Origin of the sequence: Flavisphingomonas formosensis (assembly GCF_009755815.1) — a bacterium.
GTDB lineage: Bacteria > Pseudomonadota > Alphaproteobacteria > Sphingomonadales > Sphingomonadaceae > Flavisphingomonas > Flavisphingomonas formosensis.
On record NZ_WRPK01000001.1, the window covers coordinates 306985 to 322912 of the forward strand.

The window sequence follows — 15928 nt, forward strand, 5'->3', positions numbered from 1 at the left end:
CCCAAGCGATGCCGCGTCGGAGCGTCGCACGGGGAGTTCATAATGGGAATATTGCGTTTTGCGGTGATTGCCGCCTCGATGTCGACGAGCGTGGCGGCGTCTGTTCTGGGAGCGACGGCTGCCCAGGCCAGCGAAGTCGAGCGGCACAGCTATCATCTTCCGTCGCAGCCGCTGGCAGCGTCGCTGCGCGCGGTCGCGACTGCCTCCGGTCGCAGCATCGTCGCCCCGGCGAACCTCGTGAAGGGCAAGCGCGCGCCAGCGCTCGATGGTGATTTCACGTTGGAAGATGCCGTCGCATTCCTGCTTGCCGGGTCCGGCCTGCAGCAGCGCGCCGTGGCCGATGGCCTGATCATCGAACCGAATCCCTCGAGCGAGCCTCAGGCCATGACAGCCGTTTCCGACGGGTCGGACATCGTCGTGACGGGAAGCCGCATCCGCGGATCGTCGGTCGCCTCCCCCGTCATCCGGCTGAGCGGGGAGGATATCCGGGATTCGGGCCAGGCCAGCCTGGGTGATGTCGTGCGCAGGATTCCCCAGAGCTTCGGCGGCGGTCAGAACCCGGGCATCGGCATGAACGTCCCTTCCGCCAGCGGGGTGGATGTCGGCGGCGGCTCGTCAGTCAATCTGCGCGGCCTCGGCAGTGACGCGACGCTTACCCTGCTCAACGGGCATCGGCTGGCCTATACGGCGGTCAAGCAGAGCGTCGACGTATCGGGCATCCCGACGAGCGCCGTAGACCGCATCGAAGTCGTGCCGGACGGCGCGTCGGCAATCTATGGCTCGGACGCGGTCGCCGGTGTCGCCAACATCATCCTGCGGCGCGATTATGACGGACTGGAAACCAGCGCGCGCCTCTCCGCCACGACTGATGGCGGCGATTTCCAGCAGCAATATGGCGCGGTCGCGGGCAGGACCTGGCCGGGCGGCGGCCTGATCGCAGCATATGAATATGGCAGCAACAGCGCAATCCGGGCGAGCCAGCGCTCTTATGCAGCCGGTCGCTCGCCGGGCCTCGACCTGTTCCCGGCGCTGCGCCACCACAGTGTCCTCGCGAGCGGACACCAGTCGCTTGGCGGATGGCTCTCCTTCGAGATCGATGGCCTCTACAATATTCGCTGGAGCAACCTCACCTTTCCGACGGTCGCGGGCGGCAATCTCGACGAAGGCAGGGCGACCTTCTCCTCGGTCGACAAGTCCTTTGGCATCGCCCCGTCGCTCAAGCTCGAACTCCCCGGCAACTGGCGAATTGCGCTGACGGGCACCTATGGCAAGGAGCGGGTCGACTATCATCAGGTGGAATGCGCGTTCGCCGCGTGCACCGACTCCGGGAACAGTTTCTACCGCAATACCGCCAAGTCGATCGAGATCGACGGCGATGGCGACCTGTTCCGCCTTCCCGGCGGAACCGCGAAGCTCGCGCTCGGCGCGGGCTATCGCGACATCGGCTTCCGACGCTTTGTCGGCGCGGGCAGCGCAGTCAATACCGCGCACTCGCAAGCCAGTCATTTCGCATTCGGCGAACTCAACCTTCCCCTGATCGGCCCGGACCAGGACCTGCCGTTCGCCAACCGCATCGATCTCAGCGCGGCTGTCCGCTATGAGCGTTATCCGGGCATCGGCGAGGTTGCCACGCCCAAGCTGGGGCTTTCCTGGGCGCTGAGCCGGGACATCGCGATCAAGGGCAGCTGGGGCGAGTCCTTCCGGGCGCCGACGCTGTACCAGCAATATCAACCGCGCGCGGTTTACCTGTTTCCACCCTTTGCGCTGGGCGCGACCGGCATGCCGGCGACCGCCGGCACCATCCTTATCCTAGGCGGCAATCCCGACCTCAAGCCCGAACGCGCGACGACCTGGTCGGCGACCGTGGCGCTTCATCCGCGATCGTTGCCCGGGGCAAGCCTCGAGATCAGCTATTTCAATGTCGCCTACCGAAATCGCATCGTCGCGCCGATCACGCTCACCCAGCAGGCGCTGAGCAATCCGATCTACCGGGACCAGATCATCCTCGATCCGAGCGCCAGCGCGCAGGCCGCGGCGATCGCGAGCGCGGGCACGTTCCTCAACATCACCGGCGTGCCCTATGACCCGGCCAATGTGATCGCGATCGTCGACGACGCCAACGTCAATGCCGGACGCCAGGCCGCGCGGGGCGTGGACATCCTCGCAAGCTACACCGCGTCGATCGCCAACGGCCAGCAGCTCCGATTGTCGGCCGACATCGCCTATCTGACGAGCGACCAGCAGCTCAGCGCCGGCCAGCCCGTATCGCCGCTCGCCGGCGTCATCTTCAATCCGCCGCATTGGCGCGGCCAGGCGAGCATCGGCTGGACCGGCGGGCCGCTGACGCTGACGGCCAACGGAAACTATACGGGCGGCGTCAGCGATGTCCGCTCCAGCCCGGCGGTCCGGGTCGGCGCGATGACGACGTTTGACCTGACGGCGCGCTACCGGGTGGAAGCCGCGTCAGCCGCCCTGCGCGGCATCGAAGTGACGCTCTCGGTCCAGAACCTGTTCAATGCCAAGCCCGACCCGATCGCCACGTCGATCCCGTATGACACACCCTACGACTCCACCAACTATTCGCCGGTCGGGCGGCTGATCGCCTTCGGGCTGACCAAGAAATGGTGAGGCTATCCGGAGTGCGCACGATGTCCGCCTTCGCGATCCTGCTGGCGTTCCCGACGGTCGCGCACGCGCGATGCGACGACATCATCCCGGCGCCGACGTCGGAAACGCGGCCGAAGCGCCCGATCACGGCGGTCGATCTGATCGGACTGCGCGATATCGGCGATCCGGATTCCGCGTCCTATGCGGGTCCGAGCCCGTTCGCGGTCTCGCCCGACGGCAGCCGCGTCGCCTATATCCTCAATCGCGCGGACCTTGCCACCAACGGCTATTGCCGAGCGCTGGTCGTGAACGAACTCCGAGCGCCCGGGCCGCCGGCAGTGCTCGATCGTGGCGGCGAACTCATCAAGATCCTCGACGTCCAGCGCGGATTCTATCTACCGAGCGGCGCGACCCGGACGATCGTTCCCAGATGGTCGCCGGATGGACGAGCGCTCGCCTATCTGCGCCGGGACAATGGCGTGACCCAGGCATGGGTGGCCAATGCCGATGGAAGCGGCGCGCGCGCTGTTTCCCATTCAAGCATTGACGTTGATGTGCTTGCCTGGAGCCAGGACGGCGCGCGCCTGCTCTTCGGCAGCCGTCGGGACGGGGCCGCCGCGGACGCGGCGATCGACCGCGAAGGCGAGGCCGGATGGCTTTACGACAGGCGCGTTTCGCCGGAAATCTCGGCACGGCCGCTGACACCGGCGACCGACGAACTGGATGTCGTTGCCGTGGAGGTCCAGTCCGGACGAACCATGGTGGCCGATTCCGTCGATCGTGCCGCGCTTCAGGCGGCCATCGCGCCCGATCTGCCCGCCGACCCCGTGGCGGTCACGGCCGACGGTCGCAGGGCATGGGCCGAGCGTGCCGTTTCGTCGCCCCTGGCGCCCGCAAGACTGAAGGCGACCGGGCGTAACGGCGAGACGGTGCAGTGCGGCGCCGCCGCATGTGCCGGGGGCATCCTCTCCATCTGGTGGGACGGCGATGCGGTGCTGTTCCTGCGACGCGAGGGCTGGGACAAGGGTGACACCGCGCTCTATCGCTGGTCGATGGACGCACGGGCGCCCGGGACGGTGCTGCGGACCGACGATGTTTTTCACGGCTGCGTGAAGGCGACCACCATGCTGGTCTGCACGCGGGAGAACAGCCTGACACCACGCCGGGTGGTGACGATCGACGTCGTGACCGGCGCGGTTCGCGAGATCTTCAACCCGAACCCCGAATTTGCCGGTATCCGGCTGGGGCAGGTCGTCCGGTTGCGGTGGCGCAACGATCTCGGTCTCGAAGCCTGGGGCGATCTCGTCCTGCCGCCGGACTATCGTGCCGGCACGAAGCTGCCGATGGTCGTCGTCCAGTATCACAGCGATGGTTTCCTGCGCGGCGGGACCGGGGATGACTACCCGATCTACCTGTTTGCCCAGCGCGGGTTCGCCGTCCTCAGTACCGAGCGCCCGACCTTCTTCGCCGCAGCGTTTCCGAAGCTGAAGACATGGTACGACATCAATGCCGCCAACCAGAAGAATTGGGGCGAGCGACGCAGCCTCCTGTCTTCTGTCCTGACCGGAGTCAGTCTCGCCGTCGATCGCGGTTTCGCGGATCCCGCGCGGGTCGGAATCACCGGCCTCAGCGACGGCGCGTCGACCGCGGCTTTCGCGCTGATCAACACGCGCGCCTTTGCCGCTGCCGCCATGAGCACCTGCTGCATGGAGCCCAACACGACCGCAACCTATGGCGGCATCGCCTGGGCCGACTGGCTGCGTGGCATGGGCTACCCCCCGGCGACCGCCAACGACCGCACCTTCTGGCGCGAAACGTCGCTTGCCCAGAATGCGGCACGGATCGACACGCCGCTCCTTTTGCAGCTTGCGGACAATGAGTTTCGGCTTGCGCTCGAGGCGTTCGGCGCGCTGCGCGAGCAGCGCAAGCCGGTGGAAATGTACGTCTATCCCGACGAATATCATGTGAAATGGCAGCCTGTGCATCGCCGGGCCGTTTACGAGCGCAACCTCGACTGGTTCTCCTTCTGGTTGCAGCATCACGAGGATTCCGACCCGGCCAAGGCCGCCCAATATACCCGCTGGCGTGCGCTGCGATCGCCCGGTCGGAGCACGCCGCAACCGCGCCCGACCCGCTAGTCCTGCGCGCTGGCCCAGGCCTCGGCATCGACCAGTTCCATGATCCGGACGAAGCGAAGATCACGGACAGGTCCGGCGATATCCAGCGCGCGCTCGACCGCGTTCACATCGAGGATTCCGAGCACGGCCAACCTTCCACCAAGCAGCATGTCGCGGATGGCCAATCGATTCCGATCGAAGATGGACGCAACGAAGCTGGTAGGCGTCCCCTTTGAGCGCCGGTGGAATATCTCTGGTGGCAGGACAGGCTTGAACGCCCGTCGCGCCGCCGCCCTGTCCAGGCCGGGCTCCAGCCACAACCAGCTCGGAACGCGGAGGCAAGCCTCGATCACCGGTTGAGTGATCAGGGGCGAGATCGCATGTGCTGGCGCCTGGGCGTTGATGGCCTCGGCGAGATTCTGCGCCGGCACGAGCAGCGCGATGTGACTCGCGCGGCCCGGGAGGACATGCCGGGGAGGCATGAGCCAGGGGTGGGGCGTCCCTTCGGCGATGGCGGCTCTGACTGCCCTGGTCAGGAAAGCCGTCCCCGCCGCCAGCCGTGGTGCCCGCGAGCGGAACCACGCACGATAAGCGGCCTTGCGCGCGAGCGCGAACATGCTCGTCTGGCCAAGGTCGCCGAGCGTTCGCGTCGCGGCCCAGAAGCGTCGATCGAAGCCGCCTGCGATCAGGCAGTCCGCCAGGATTGTGACGGTGCGCACGGCAAAGAAGACATTGTCGCCACCGCCACCGTCGAGAATGGCCTGGGCACCCTCCTCGTTGGCGACCTCCATCGCCACGCTGTCCTGCGCCTGGGTAAAGCAGCGATGGACGGGATAGGGCATGTGCGCGGCGCCGGATCGCCGCACATCGATCCGCTCCAATTCGAACCGTCGCGTCAGCAGCCCGGCACCGACGGAGTCAGCCACCAGGCCGGCATAATGCCGCTCGTCGCTGGCGGGGTCGTCGCCGACAAGATTGAGGCAGACAAAGTCCGCACCGATACGTGCCAGGCTTGCCGCCACGATCGCAGAATCCAGGCCACCCGACAGCAGGAGCAGTGTGCGGTCCCGGCAGGCGGCCCGCGCGCGGACCCCGAGGTGGACCGCGTTCCTGATCGCCCGCGCCGCTTCGTCGGGATCGTCGATCATCCGTTCATCCGCGGCGAATGCCCAAGGCGACCACAAGGTCTCGCAGCGCATGCCGGCCGCCGAGACGGTAAGCCGGTCTCCGCCGCGAAGCTCACCGACGCCATCGATGCAGGTTTCCCCCGACCGCCACTCCGGATAGGCGATATGGCGCGCCAGGGCCGGCATGCTGATGCGCCGCGCCCGACCGGACGCGGCGAGGAGCAATGCAAGATCGGATGCGACGATCAGCATGTCGCCGGACCGCGCATAATAGCATCCCACGTCGCCAAGCGGCGCGCGTACGATGCTCACCTCGCTGTCGCCGACGATGAACGCGACATAGGCACCCCAATATCGTTCGACGAGGGCCAGCCCGCGCGACTGCCGGATGCCGGTCCACTCGGTTTCCGTGAGCGCATGCGCGGGTTGCGTGTTGCCGCGGCCGAAGAGCTCGCCGACGACCGCCTCTCCGGCTGTGTCGGGACCAGCTATTCCAAAGTTGCTCAAGACCGTGAGACGGTCGCCGCGGACCAGAACCGGCAGCGGCTCGGCGGTCGCTGTCGCACTGTCCGGCCGTTCGACCACCCCCGCGTCCGGCCCAGCGAGGCGAATGACGGCGAGGAAGCGCGCGCGCATCAGATCACGAGGATCGGCGTGAACGTACGAACCATGTCGAAGCGGTCGTTGACCAGGCGGTTCTCATACTGAACCCAGCAATGGGCATTGAACGGACCGAGCCGCACGCCCAGCACGACGTCCGGCCCGAGCCCGCGCGCCAGCATGTCGTGGGCGATGGCGATCGACTGGCCGAGGCAGTTATCGAGTATCGTCGCGACCCCGGTTGCCCGACCGAAGCCGGCCATTGTCCGGCAGAGCAGCATGTCCGGGTTGCCCCTAACCGGCTCCAGGCGCGCCTTCATCACGCTGATCGAGGTCAGGGTGCGCGCCAGCCCGGCGATCTTCAGGCGCAGTTGGACCGCCGTAAGACGACCCAGGGCTCCGACCGCTTGCCGCAAGCTTCCGCGCGGCAGCGGCTGGTCGAGCACGCTCTCCTCCGGAAGCGGTGGGAGCGTGCATGGCCTGAGCGGAACGGGCGTCGGCGCCTCGACGAGCATGCCACGCGAGATGAGCGCATCGAGCGCATCCTTGCGGTCAGCGACCCTCCCGCCGGTCCCGACGAGCCCGAGAAAGCATTCCTCGGCGCGTGCCGACAGGCAGAAATAGCGATCAGCGATCACGTCCAGGAATAGCAGGCGCCCATCGACGCAGCAGAAGGAAATGCCGGTGCGAAGGGCGAGGTGCATGGCTGGATCTTGCAGATCGACGCGCGGCCCCGGACGGGACCGCGCGCCGACAGGGTCAGTCGTCAGCGATGCCGAACGGCTGCTGGCCGTTCTTGGCATCGATGACCAAGCCTGCGCCGCCCTTGGTCTCGACGCTCGCGGTGCCGAGTTCGATCACGTCGTCTTCGCGTTCCATGATGCACTCCTTCTGTCATGCTGCGAAATGCAGCCATGGCAGTCTATGGAGCGCGGCCGGCTATCCGAACTTTATACGGATTCTATATCGAGTTTGTTTGACGCACCGGGGCGGTCGCCGTTCAGCCGGCGCGGTACACGGCGCGCACGATATCGGCTGCGGCGCGGCGGCGGCGGCGATGATAGGACGCGCTGATGCGGCGGAGCGTGTCGCGCGCGCCCGCGGCTACTGCCGATGCCACTGCGGCGAGTTCGTCATCCACCTGGTCGAGCACCTGCGGCTCGACGGTCCGGATCGCGTGCAGACGTGCGTTGAGACGATCAACAGCGCGTTGGTGCTCGCCGTTTGGCGAACGCCGGGCGATGGACAGAAATATCGCTGCGGTGCGTTCGGCGATCGATCGATCGTCCTGGCCGCTGCCTTGCGCGATGGCCGCAGCATCGGGGCCCGGCCATCCACGGGTGGCGAGCGCCAGCAGCTGCGCGGACCAGTCATAGAGGTCCTTCAGCGCCGGCTCGTCGAGCGCGGGAATGTGGAAGCCGCCGCTGGTACGGGTCTCGACCAGTCCTTCCCCGGTCAGCAAGTGGAGCGCATCGCGTACCGGTGTCACGCTGGACGACAGCGGTGCGGCGAGCACCGCCGGGTCGAGCCGGTCGCCCGGCCGGAATTCGCGGCTCATGATCCGGCGTTTCAGCGCTTCATGGACGCGTTCGGCGGTTGCACCCGAGTTCACGACACCGCTCGCCGTTCTTGTTCGTAAGCATCGACTATTGCCTGCTGGTCCGGGCGGAGCGCGTCGATCGCGCCGAGCGGGAGGTCCGCTCCGTTGCCGAGCAGCACCGACGGGCACTGGCCTTCAAAATTGCCGAGATTGGGACGATGCTGGCAGTAGCCGACCAGCGCGGCGAGCTCCGGGGCAAAATGGCGCGCGACGTCTGGGGGATAAGCGAGCCACTGGTTCTCATAGGGCTTGAGCCAGCCGAGCGAATAGCCGACGACCAGACCACGCCGCACCGCGCCCGTCCGATTGGTGCCGGCACCATGCAGCGTTGAGCCGAGGAAAATGAGCGCTGCGCCCGGCGCCATCTCGACCGCGAGGGGCGACTCGACCGGCTCGGGCTTGAGCGCGCTGGAGCCGTGGCTCCGTGGCCACACCATTGTCGCGCCATTGTCGTTCGTGAAGGGCGTCAGCGGCCACATAACGTTGACGAGATACTCGATCTCGCCAACCGGCCCCCGCCACATATCCTGGTCGCGGTGGGGAAGCTGCGCCGGAGCACCGGGATGCACGGCGATCGCCTGGGTGGTGTTGAGCTGGAGGCGATCGCACCAGGGCGACAGCACCCCTTCGACTATGCCGAGTATCAGGCGGTGCTGGACCAGCGCCGCCGTGTGGGGCGAACGGAGGAGAAGCCGGCCGAACCGCTTGGTCGTCGTGCCGTAGAAGCCGCCTTGGCCGAACGGGGTGCGGTCGAAGTCGCCCGCGAGGTCGTTGTCGAGCGCACCGATTGTCGCCAGCGGCAGCGCGCCCGGGATAATGCAATAGCCATCGGCAAGGAGGTCGGCGGCGTGGCGCGCGATCTCGCCGGATAGGTCGGGTGTGTCGGTCATGTTCCGTCCCCCCCGCGTCACGCCGCGACGCGTCGGTCGACGCGCAGCGCGGCTGCCGTGGCACGTCCGGACTCGAGGAGGCTCGGCGTTTCCGGGGTGATTTCGATGCGGAGCGCCGCCAGCATCGTGCCATCGATGACGCGCGGCAGCCCGAGCGGCATGCAGCGCCAGCCAAAGGCGAGGATCTGCTGGAACCAGCCCGTCTCCGCGATCGCGCTATAGGCGGTGATCCCCGTCGCCAGCGCATGATCGACCAGCGCGGTTACCAGCATGTCGCGCACCTGGCGGCGCTCGCGCGCGCTCAGCCCGCGATCGAGGCAGAAGCGCGTGATCTCGAAGATGTCGGCGGACCGCGGCGGCGCCTCGTCGCACAGTTCTGCATAGAGGCTGTCGAGGATATGCGGCCGCGTCGTCGGCAGGAGCCGGGCCGATCCGAGATGGGTGCCGTCGGGGTCGGCGAGGATCAGATAGGTTGCGTGGACATCGTCGAACTGGTCGATCTCATAGCGGCCATCAAGGACCGGTACGTCCCACTTTAGCAGATCGACGAAGACCGACTTGCGGGCGGCGAACATCGAACGCAGGACCGCGCCTGATGCCGACTGCGCGGCGGATTGAACAATATGCAGCATGTGACTGGCTCCTTGACCGTGATCGGCCAAGGGTCGCCCTGCTGCGGGTCAGCCCGCTATTCCGGAAAAGGGTAATATCGGCTGCGAAAGATATCGGAGAAGGTCAGCGTTCCGTCAAAAAGCGTCAGGATCACCAGATATGTCCGCTTGTTCACGCCGTAGCGCTCGCAGGCCTGCTTGATATGCCGGGCGATCGTCTCCTCGCCGACACCGAGGATCAGGCTGATTTCCCAGTCGCTCTTGCCCCGCGCGACCCAGAGTACGCAGTCGCGCTGGCGGTCCGTGAGGACCGGCCGCGGCGGCATCTGCAGCCCTCCGCGCATCACCCAGAGCCGCCGCGCGCCCTCGAACGCGAACATTCCCGCGAGCTGCGCCATCGGCAGCATCTCGTGCGGCATCGGCCGGCCCGCCTCGTTCGCGAACGAGCAGGAGCCGCGCGCCTCGCCGGGCACATGCGCCGGCACCGTGAAACCGTCGCCGATACCCTGGTCGCGGCCCAGCGACAGCACGCGGTGGTCTTCGCGGGTCATCGGGATCATCTCGGACATCCGCGACCACGGGAAACCCAGGCTGGTCATATGGCTCGCGCGGTGGACCGGATCGGAGACGCCGAGCGCATTGCGGTCATAATAATCGGCCCAGCGCGCCGGATAATTGTGGAGGCGAATGGCGCTGCCGCTCGCCGCGACAATGTCGACATGATGCGTCAGCGCGAAATATTGGAAGCCCAACTGAGCAGTCACCGCCGCCATTGCGGTGGTGAGATCGTCCGCGCTCGCCGCGGCCTCGACAACGCGCATAAATTGCGTCGCCATGCTGTGCATGCCCATGGGGCCGCTTCACGATCGCCGGCGATGTCTCAAGTCACCGCAATTCCGGTGATCGCCCTTTCCCGACACTTCGGGCCGGACTCTGGTGTCTCACGTCAGTGTCCGACGGCTCCAGTAATAAAACTGTCATATCACGGAGGCTTTTCGCGAAAAAGCGCGACTCAACTCGATCCGGGACCGCCAAGTCGCAAATTGACCGTTGCATCCATTTTGGTTGTTCTTGATCGCCGCCCCGATTGCTTTGCCAGGGGTGGCCGATGAGCGTGCCAACTGGCGAGCAACCCTCGCCGGACTGGCGCGACGCGGCGGGGTATGCGCGACTGCGCGGAATCGATCGCGCCGGATTGATGTGGGAATGGGTGCGCCGCGATCCCGACTATATTGCCTGGCATGTGCGGGCCAGCAGCGTCACCCGTGGCGTCCGTCCCGAACCGCTTGCATGGGGGCTTCACTTTCGCCGAGAATCCGAGCCGCGCTGCGCCCGAGGCCCGGATCATCTGGCATGTCGATTTCGATCCGGCAACGATTTCCGTCGCCGCCATTCCCGCGGATCGGGCGGATCCCGACAGCCTGGATCTTGACCTCATCGCGCCCTGGCTCGCCATCGCGATCGACGCGGACGAACGCGAACATGCCGTCCTTTCCGATGGCTGGCATCACATCCGTTTCGATGTCGAGGAAGGCCGCCTGTCGGGACAGCAAGCCGTCCTGCTGCACTTCAGATTGCGGGGCATAGTGTCTTCGGAGCGGAAATTGCTGCCGCTGCGCCGACTCCTCGACCTGTCTCGCAGGCGACGGTTCGCGCGCTCATTGTTTCCGCCCGATCCCCAGATCGCGCGCCTTATCGATATGCTCCGCGTCCATGATGCGCTCAGGGAAGGTGCCAGCCAGCGCGAAATTGGAGCCGCTCTGTTCGGCGATGAGCGGATTGCACGAGAGTGGAACGCTGCGTCCGATTCACTTCGCTCGCGGGTCCGTCGCCTGGCGCGCGAGGCCGGCGTTATGGCAGTGGGCGGGTATCGCTCATTGCTCGGCAAATCACGATAACGAGTTCGCTTGTATGTCCGCGGCGCTAAAGACGCTCTCGGATACTCGGGCCAGATCCAAAGACGGGCCGACTCGCCTACCGTTCGCTGCCAATTGCGATGGCTTAACGATGGCGGGGCGCATCGTTCGATTACGTTCTAATTCGGTGCCGACCAGCTCGGGGGAAGGCGGTCGGCACCGAGCGCTGGCTTATCGGGGCGACAGTTTCGCCAGCGCAGCCTTGTAGGCTTCGTAATGCATGCCTTCGTCGACCGCGATTTGGCGGAACATAGCTGCGACCTTGGTATCGCCATCGGCCTCGGCCTGCCTGGCGAAATCGATATACATGGTGACGTTCTCGTAATGCTCGCCGGCCATCGCATCTTCGAGATTGGCGCTGTTCGCACCGCCGAGTTGCAGTGCCTGGGCCTCGCGGTCGAAATGCTCATTGGCCTCGATGTTCGCCGACTCTCGGAACAGCCTGGCGAGTTCCGGCTTGCCAGCAGCCTCGGCCTGGTCGGCGTAGCGAAGATATTTGAGGTTGGCATAGGCCTCGCCGTGCATCGCGGCCTCAAGATTGGCGCGCGTCTGTGCCGAAAGCGGCTTCGGCTCGGGAGGAGCGGCCATGGCACCGGTGGAGAGAAGGGCGGCGGCGCAGGTCGCCGCCGAAAGCAGGATTCGGTTCATATTGAAAACTCCGGGTTGCGCCGAGAGCGGCGACAACCGGCATCTCGACCGAAGTCCTGACGCATCCCTGACGTTGCTTCGAAAATAACTCCGAAGTGCTGGTCGATTTCTATTTCACCGCCGTGTCAGCATTTCGTCAGCAGCGGGGACCAGATCGATCGAACCGGGCTCATCGCCCTACCTCCGACGATCAAGGATTGCCCCATGAAACCTTCTCTTATGCTCAAGCTCGTTTTGACCGCATCTGCCCTTTCCATCACTTCCATCGCCGTTGCAGCGCCCTTGTGCACCAGTGTGCCGCAGGCGAAGTGGCTGACGCCGGCGCAGATGAAGGCGAAGATCGCCAAGATGGGCTACCGCGACATCAAGGTCTTCCAGGTTTCGGGTAGCTGCTACGAAATCTACGCCCACACCAAGGACGGCAAGCGCGCCGAAGTCTATTTCAACCCGGTGACCGGCGCCGTCGTTCAGAACAACGTCGATTGATCATGGCTGAGGTTGGCGCCGCTCCGCTCGCCGTCCCTGCTGTCCCGGGCAAAGTTCGGGTCAGAGTGTGGGATCCGCTCGTCCGCATCTTTCACTGGACCGTCGCGGGCGGCGTCATCGCCAATCTGACCTTCCTGCGCCACGAGGAGGCGCCGCATATCTATGTCGGATATGCCGTCGTGGCGGCGCTCGCCATTCGGCTCGGCTGGGGCTTCGTGGCGCGCGGACATGCCCGCTTCGCCAGCTTCGTGCCGGGGCCGCGACGGCTGCTCGGCTATTTCGGAGCCATGATGCGGCATCGCGAACCGCGTTACGTCGGCCATAACCCCGCCGGCGCGGCGATGATCGTCTTGCTCATGGCGCTGCTCGCCACGGTTGGCACGACCGGGTGGATGATGGGTCTCGATGCCTTCTGGGGTATCGTCTGGGTCGAAACGCTGCACGAGGTCACAGCCAACCTGCTGATCGGTGCGGTCGCGCTGCATGTGATCGGCGCTATCGTCGAGAGTGTGCGTCACCGCGAGAATCTGCCGCTCGCAATGATTACCGGCTACAAGCGTGCCGCGGAGGGGACGGATATCGATCATGCGCCTGTTGCTCGTTGAAGATAATGCCCGGCTGGCGAGCCTGATTCGCGAAGGCCTCGACCGGCAGGGCTTCGCGGTCGACTGGTGCGAAACCGTCGACGGCGCCGAGCATGCGCTCAGGATCAATGATTATGATCTGATGCTGCTCGACCTTGGTCTGCCCGATGGGGAAGGCCTCGATCTTGTTCGATCCTTGCGCCGGCGCCAGGACATGATGCCGATCCTGGTCCTAACTGCGCGCGGTGGGCTCGATGATCGGGTGATGGGTCTCGATGCCGGTGCGGACGACTATCTGGTCAAGCCGTTCCAGATCCCCGAACTGGCGGCGCGTTGCCGTGCCTTGTTGCGGCGCCCCGGCGCTTCGCTCGGCACCCATCTGACCGTCGGCAATGTCATCCTCGATTCGGCCGAGCGCTCCGTGACGGTCGGGGGAATACCGGTCGACGCCACGCCACGCGAAGTCGACCTGCTCGAATGCCTGCTCCGGCGCGCGGGGCATGTTGTTGCCAAACCGGCGCTCGAAGGCGCGCTTTATTCGATGGATGCCGAGGTTACGCCGAACGCGCTCGAGACGTGCGTGTCGCGGCTGCGCAAACGCCTGACCTCCGCCGCCGCTGACGTGCAGATCCGCACCGTCCACGGCGTCGGCTACGCCTTGTTCGCCCCTGCCACCGCCCATGGATAAGGCCGGCAATCGCAAGCGAGGGCCGACGGGACCGACCCTGTTCCGTCAGATTGCGACCCGGCTCGCCGGGTTTACGCTCCTATTTGCGTTGCTCGACGTTGCGATCGTCGTGTTCACCTATAGCAGCCAGCCGGAATCGCTCGCGCAGGAACTGCTGACGCTGGAGGCCGGAAAAGCGCAATCCGCGACTGCCCTGGCACCCGATTTCCTTGCCGGCCCGCCGGGGGCCGAGCACTGGTCAGCCCGCTATGTCGACCGACGGGAGGTAGCTGCGGCGCAGCCAACGATTGGGTCGGTCTCTTCCCCCGGCACCCTGATCGATTGGACAAGGCGGGAGCGGGTGCCGGCCGGCTACCGGATAACGGGCGTTCGCTCGGTTGTTCAGGACGGCCAACGACACTGGCTGTTCATGCAGTTCGAAGGCGACGGCATCCGGCCCTATGTTCCCGTTATCGTCAACGAGATCGTCCAGCATGTCGCGCTGCCGCTGATCCCGCTGTCGGCGCTGCTGTTGCTGTTCAACGTCGTCGCGGTCCGGCGGGTTCTCACGCCGCTCAAGCGGGCTGAGGCGGAAGTCGATGCTCTTGATCCCGAAAACGGTCTGTCGCGCTTGTCGGAGGTGACCGAGCCGCGCGAGGTGAATGCCCTTGTGCGTGCCGTCAACCGAGCGCTGACACGCCTTGATGAATCGATGGCGATCCTGCGCGGGTTCACCGCCAACGCCGCCCATGAACTGCGCACGCCGCTGTCGATCATGCAGCTGTCGCTCGACCGGCTGCCTCCGAGCAAGGTGCGCGACGAACTGCAGGCCGATACCCAGCATATGACCCGTCTGGTCGGCCAGATGCTCGATCTGGCCCAGGCCGACGCTCTGGCGGTCGAGCCATGTACGCTGGTCGATCTCGCCGAGATTGGGCGCGATGTCGTGGCGATGATGGCGCCGAAGGCGTTCGCCGCAAACCGCGACCTGCGATTCGAGGCGGTCGGCGAGACCAGGGTGCTGGGCCATGCCGAAGCGATCACCCGCATCTATCGCAACCTCATCGACAATGCGCTCGCGCACGCGCCTGGCGACACCCCGATCGACGTGACCGCAGGCCCTGGTCCCCAGCTGAGCGTGCGCGACTATGGGCACGGCATCGCTGACGAGGATTTGCCGCACATTTTCGAACGGTTCTGGCGCAAGGAGCGCCGGAAGACCGATGGCGCGGGCCTCGGCCTCGGCATCGTGCAGCGTCTCGCACAGGCGCATGGCGGCACCATCACCGTCGAGAACCAGACAGGCGGCGGCGCGCTCTTCCGGGTTTCGTTCGCTGCGCCCGCGCAGGGCTGATAGAGCGAGGCGCAATCGGCAATCGAGGCTTACCTGCTGCCCTATATTCTTCTTTTTGCCGTCGTTCTCGGCGTGAACCTGATGCCGGCATTCGGCCCGCCGACATGGTCGATCATCGTCCTCTTCGGGCTCGGCACGCAGATGTCGACACCGGCGATCATCCTGACGGGAGCGGTCGCGGCAGCGTCGGGCCGGTTCCTGCTCGCGCTTGGCTTCCGGCTTCTCGGCAACCGCGTGTCGGTACGAACGCGGCGCAACCTTGCGGCAGCGCGTGCCGCTTTGGAACGGAACAAGCGCGGTGGCCTTCTCGCGCTGGCACTCTTTGCACTTTCGCCGGTACCGTCCGCGCAACTTTTCGAAGCCGCCGGCTTGACCCGCGTCCGACTGGCCGGCTTCACAATTGCTTTCTTCGCGGGACGGATCATTTCCTATTCGATCTACGCATTCACCGCGAAGAGTATTCAGAAAACTTCTATGGGCGACGTTCTTCTCGATGCTTTCAGCAGCCCGGCCAGCATCGTCATTCAGGTTCTGATGATCGTCGCGCTCGTTGGCCTGACCCGGATCGACTGGGCGCGACACCTTGGGGGAAACGCTCCGACAGACCGCCAATAGCGCCCGGCGTCAGGTCTCCGTCAGAAGTCGAGCCCAGGATCACCGCACCACGGAGGTGATCATTCTGACATATCGACTGCCAATTCACAGCCATCAGCAACGATCC

17 protein-coding genes and 1 pseudogene are annotated in these 15928 nt (G+C 65.7%); 9 read left to right on the top strand and 9 right to left on the bottom strand.

Annotated features, from left to right (window positions below; translation table 11 throughout):
• The first annotated feature begins 42 nt into the window (after window positions 1-42).
• Entirely contained in the window at window positions 43-2628 is a 2586-nt protein-coding gene (locus GQY20_RS01565) for a TonB-dependent receptor (RefSeq protein WP_232475831.1), read from the top strand.
• 20 nt (window positions 2629-2648) lie between these two features.
• Window positions 2649-4745, top strand: a complete 2097-nt coding sequence (locus GQY20_RS01570) for an Atxe2 family lasso peptide isopeptidase (RefSeq protein ID WP_157215278.1) — start codon at window positions 2649-2651, stop codon at window positions 4743-4745.
• Here GQY20_RS01570 and GQY20_RS01575 read toward each other — a convergent pair.
• The 7 genes from GQY20_RS01575 to GQY20_RS01605 all read right to left on the bottom strand — a co-directional run bounded on the left by GQY20_RS01575 (window position 4742) and on the right by GQY20_RS01605 (window position 10388).
• The gene (locus GQY20_RS01575) at window positions 4742-6487 is read right to left on the bottom strand and encodes an asparagine synthase-related protein (protein WP_157215279.1); all 1746 of its coding nucleotides are present in this window, start codon (window positions 6485-6487) and stop codon (window positions 4742-4744) included. The genes GQY20_RS01570 and GQY20_RS01575 overlap by 4 nt on opposite strands.
• Complete coding sequence (locus tag GQY20_RS01580) at window positions 6487-7155, bottom strand: lasso peptide biosynthesis B2 protein (RefSeq protein WP_157215280.1); 669 nt, start codon at window positions 7153-7155, stop codon at window positions 6487-6489. Before GQY20_RS01580 ends, GQY20_RS01575 begins: the two co-directional genes overlap by 1 nt.
• A 55-nt stretch (window positions 7156-7210) precedes the next feature.
• Window positions 7211-7330, bottom strand: a complete 120-nt coding sequence (locus GQY20_RS01585; protein WP_137785159.1) for a benenodin family lasso peptide — start codon at window positions 7328-7330, stop codon at window positions 7211-7213.
• Window positions 7331-7451: 121 nt separating this feature from the next.
• A complete protein-coding gene (locus tag GQY20_RS01590; protein WP_157215282.1) occupies window positions 7452-8063 on the bottom strand; it encodes a GntR family transcriptional regulator in 612 nt (203 codons plus the stop codon).
• A complete protein-coding gene (locus tag GQY20_RS01595; RefSeq protein ID WP_157215283.1) occupies window positions 8060-8941 on the bottom strand; it encodes a phytanoyl-CoA dioxygenase family protein in 882 nt (293 codons plus the stop codon). The genes GQY20_RS01590 and GQY20_RS01595 overlap by 4 nt, the downstream gene beginning before the upstream one ends.
• 17 nt (window positions 8942-8958) lie before the next feature.
• Window positions 8959-9573 carry an acyl-homoserine-lactone synthase gene (locus tag GQY20_RS01600; protein WP_157215285.1) on the bottom strand — a complete coding sequence of 205 codons (615 nt, stop codon included), beginning with the start codon at window positions 9571-9573 and terminating at the stop codon, window positions 8959-8961.
• 56 nt (window positions 9574-9629) lie between these two features.
• Window positions 9630-10388, bottom strand: a complete 759-nt coding sequence (locus GQY20_RS01605; protein ID WP_157215287.1) for a LuxR family transcriptional regulator — start codon at window positions 10386-10388, stop codon at window positions 9630-9632.
• Between the two features lie 362 nt (window positions 10389-10750).
• Between GQY20_RS01605 and GQY20_RS32990 the strand changes: the two are divergent.
• Window positions 10751-10801 (top strand): annotated as a pseudogene (locus GQY20_RS32990) (hypothetical protein); the annotation flags it as partial.
• Between the two features lie 10 nt (window positions 10802-10811).
• Here GQY20_RS32990 and GQY20_RS32390 read toward each other — a convergent pair.
• Window positions 10812-11105 carry a hypothetical protein gene (locus GQY20_RS32390; RefSeq protein ID WP_232475832.1) on the bottom strand — a complete coding sequence of 98 codons (294 nt, stop codon included), beginning with the start codon at window positions 11103-11105 and terminating at the stop codon, window positions 10812-10814.
• Between the two features lie 51 nt (window positions 11106-11156).
• Here GQY20_RS32390 and GQY20_RS32395 point away from each other — a divergent pair, with 51 nt between their 5' ends.
• On the top strand, window positions 11157-11450 hold the full coding sequence (locus GQY20_RS32395; protein WP_157215290.1) for a DUF2285 domain-containing protein: 294 nt from the start codon (window positions 11157-11159) through the stop codon (window positions 11448-11450).
• Between the two features lie 189 nt (window positions 11451-11639).
• On the opposite strand, the gene GQY20_RS01620 is transcribed toward GQY20_RS32395, so the two are convergent.
• Complete coding sequence (locus tag GQY20_RS01620) at window positions 11640-12116, bottom strand: rubrerythrin family protein (RefSeq protein WP_232475833.1); 477 nt, start codon at window positions 12114-12116, stop codon at window positions 11640-11642.
• 204 nt (window positions 12117-12320) lie between these two features.
• On the opposite strand from GQY20_RS01620, the gene GQY20_RS01625 reads away from it, so the two are divergent.
• The 5 genes from GQY20_RS01625 (at window position 12321) to GQY20_RS01645 (ending at window position 15822) form a co-directional block, all read left to right on the top strand.
• Window positions 12321-12602 (top strand): PepSY domain-containing protein, encoded by a 282-nt coding sequence (locus GQY20_RS01625; RefSeq protein WP_198350807.1) that lies wholly within the window; start codon window positions 12321-12323, stop codon window positions 12600-12602.
• A 2-nt stretch (window positions 12603-12604) separates the two neighbouring features.
• Window positions 12605-13207: a cytochrome b/b6 domain-containing protein gene (locus GQY20_RS01630; protein ID WP_157215292.1), complete on the top strand. Its 603-nt coding sequence runs from the start codon at window positions 12605-12607 to the stop codon at window positions 13205-13207.
• A complete protein-coding gene (locus GQY20_RS01635; protein WP_157215293.1) occupies window positions 13188-13874 on the top strand; it encodes a response regulator in 687 nt (228 codons plus the stop codon). Before GQY20_RS01630 ends, GQY20_RS01635 begins: the two co-directional genes overlap by 20 nt.
• On the top strand, window positions 13867-15207 hold the full coding sequence (locus GQY20_RS01640) for a sensor histidine kinase (protein ID WP_157215294.1): 1341 nt from the start codon (window positions 13867-13869) through the stop codon (window positions 15205-15207). The genes GQY20_RS01635 and GQY20_RS01640 overlap by 8 nt, the downstream gene beginning before the upstream one ends.
• 81 nt (window positions 15208-15288) lie before the next feature.
• Entirely contained in the window at window positions 15289-15822 is a 534-nt protein-coding gene (locus GQY20_RS01645; protein ID WP_232475834.1) for a hypothetical protein, read from the top strand.
• The last annotated feature ends 106 nt before the right edge of the window (window positions 15823-15928 follow it).

Excerpts from the sequence above, each read along its gene's own strand:
- GQY20_RS01565 (WP_232475831.1), top strand. The coding sequence starts at position 43 with ATGGGAATATTGCGTTTTGCGGTGATTGCCGCCTCGATGTCGACGAGC.
- GQY20_RS01575 (WP_157215279.1), bottom strand. The coding sequence starts at position 6,487 with ATGCGCGCGCGCTTCCTCGCCGTCATTCGCCTCGCTGGGCCGGACGCG.
- GQY20_RS01640 (WP_157215294.1), top strand. The coding sequence starts at position 13,867 with ATGGATAAGGCCGGCAATCGCAAGCGAGGGCCGACGGGACCGACCCTG.
- GQY20_RS01585 (WP_137785159.1), bottom strand. The coding sequence starts at position 7,330 with ATGGAACGCGAAGACGACGTGATCGAACTCGGCACCGCGAGCGTCGAG.
- GQY20_RS01620 (WP_232475833.1), bottom strand. The coding sequence starts at position 12,116 with ATGAACCGAATCCTGCTTTCGGCGGCGACCTGCGCCGCCGCCCTTCTC.
- GQY20_RS01600 (WP_157215285.1), bottom strand. The coding sequence starts at position 9,573 with ATGCTGCATATTGTTCAATCCGCCGCGCAGTCGGCATCAGGCGCGGTC.
- GQY20_RS01580 (WP_157215280.1), bottom strand. The coding sequence starts at position 7,155 with ATGCACCTCGCCCTTCGCACCGGCATTTCCTTCTGCTGCGTCGATGGG.
- GQY20_RS01595 (WP_157215283.1), bottom strand. The coding sequence starts at position 8,941 with ATGACCGACACACCCGACCTATCCGGCGAGATCGCGCGCCACGCCGCC.
- GQY20_RS01570 (WP_157215278.1), top strand. The coding sequence starts at position 2,649 with ATGTCCGCCTTCGCGATCCTGCTGGCGTTCCCGACGGTCGCGCACGCG.
- GQY20_RS01645 (WP_232475834.1), top strand. The coding sequence starts at position 15,289 with ATGCCGGCATTCGGCCCGCCGACATGGTCGATCATCGTCCTCTTCGGG.
- GQY20_RS01635 (WP_157215293.1), top strand. The coding sequence starts at position 13,188 with ATGCGCCTGTTGCTCGTTGAAGATAATGCCCGGCTGGCGAGCCTGATT.
- GQY20_RS01605 (WP_157215287.1), bottom strand. The coding sequence starts at position 10,388 with ATGGCGACGCAATTTATGCGCGTTGTCGAGGCCGCGGCGAGCGCGGAC.
- GQY20_RS01625 (WP_198350807.1), top strand. The coding sequence starts at position 12,321 with ATGAAACCTTCTCTTATGCTCAAGCTCGTTTTGACCGCATCTGCCCTT.
- GQY20_RS01630 (WP_157215292.1), top strand. The coding sequence starts at position 12,605 with ATGGCTGAGGTTGGCGCCGCTCCGCTCGCCGTCCCTGCTGTCCCGGGC.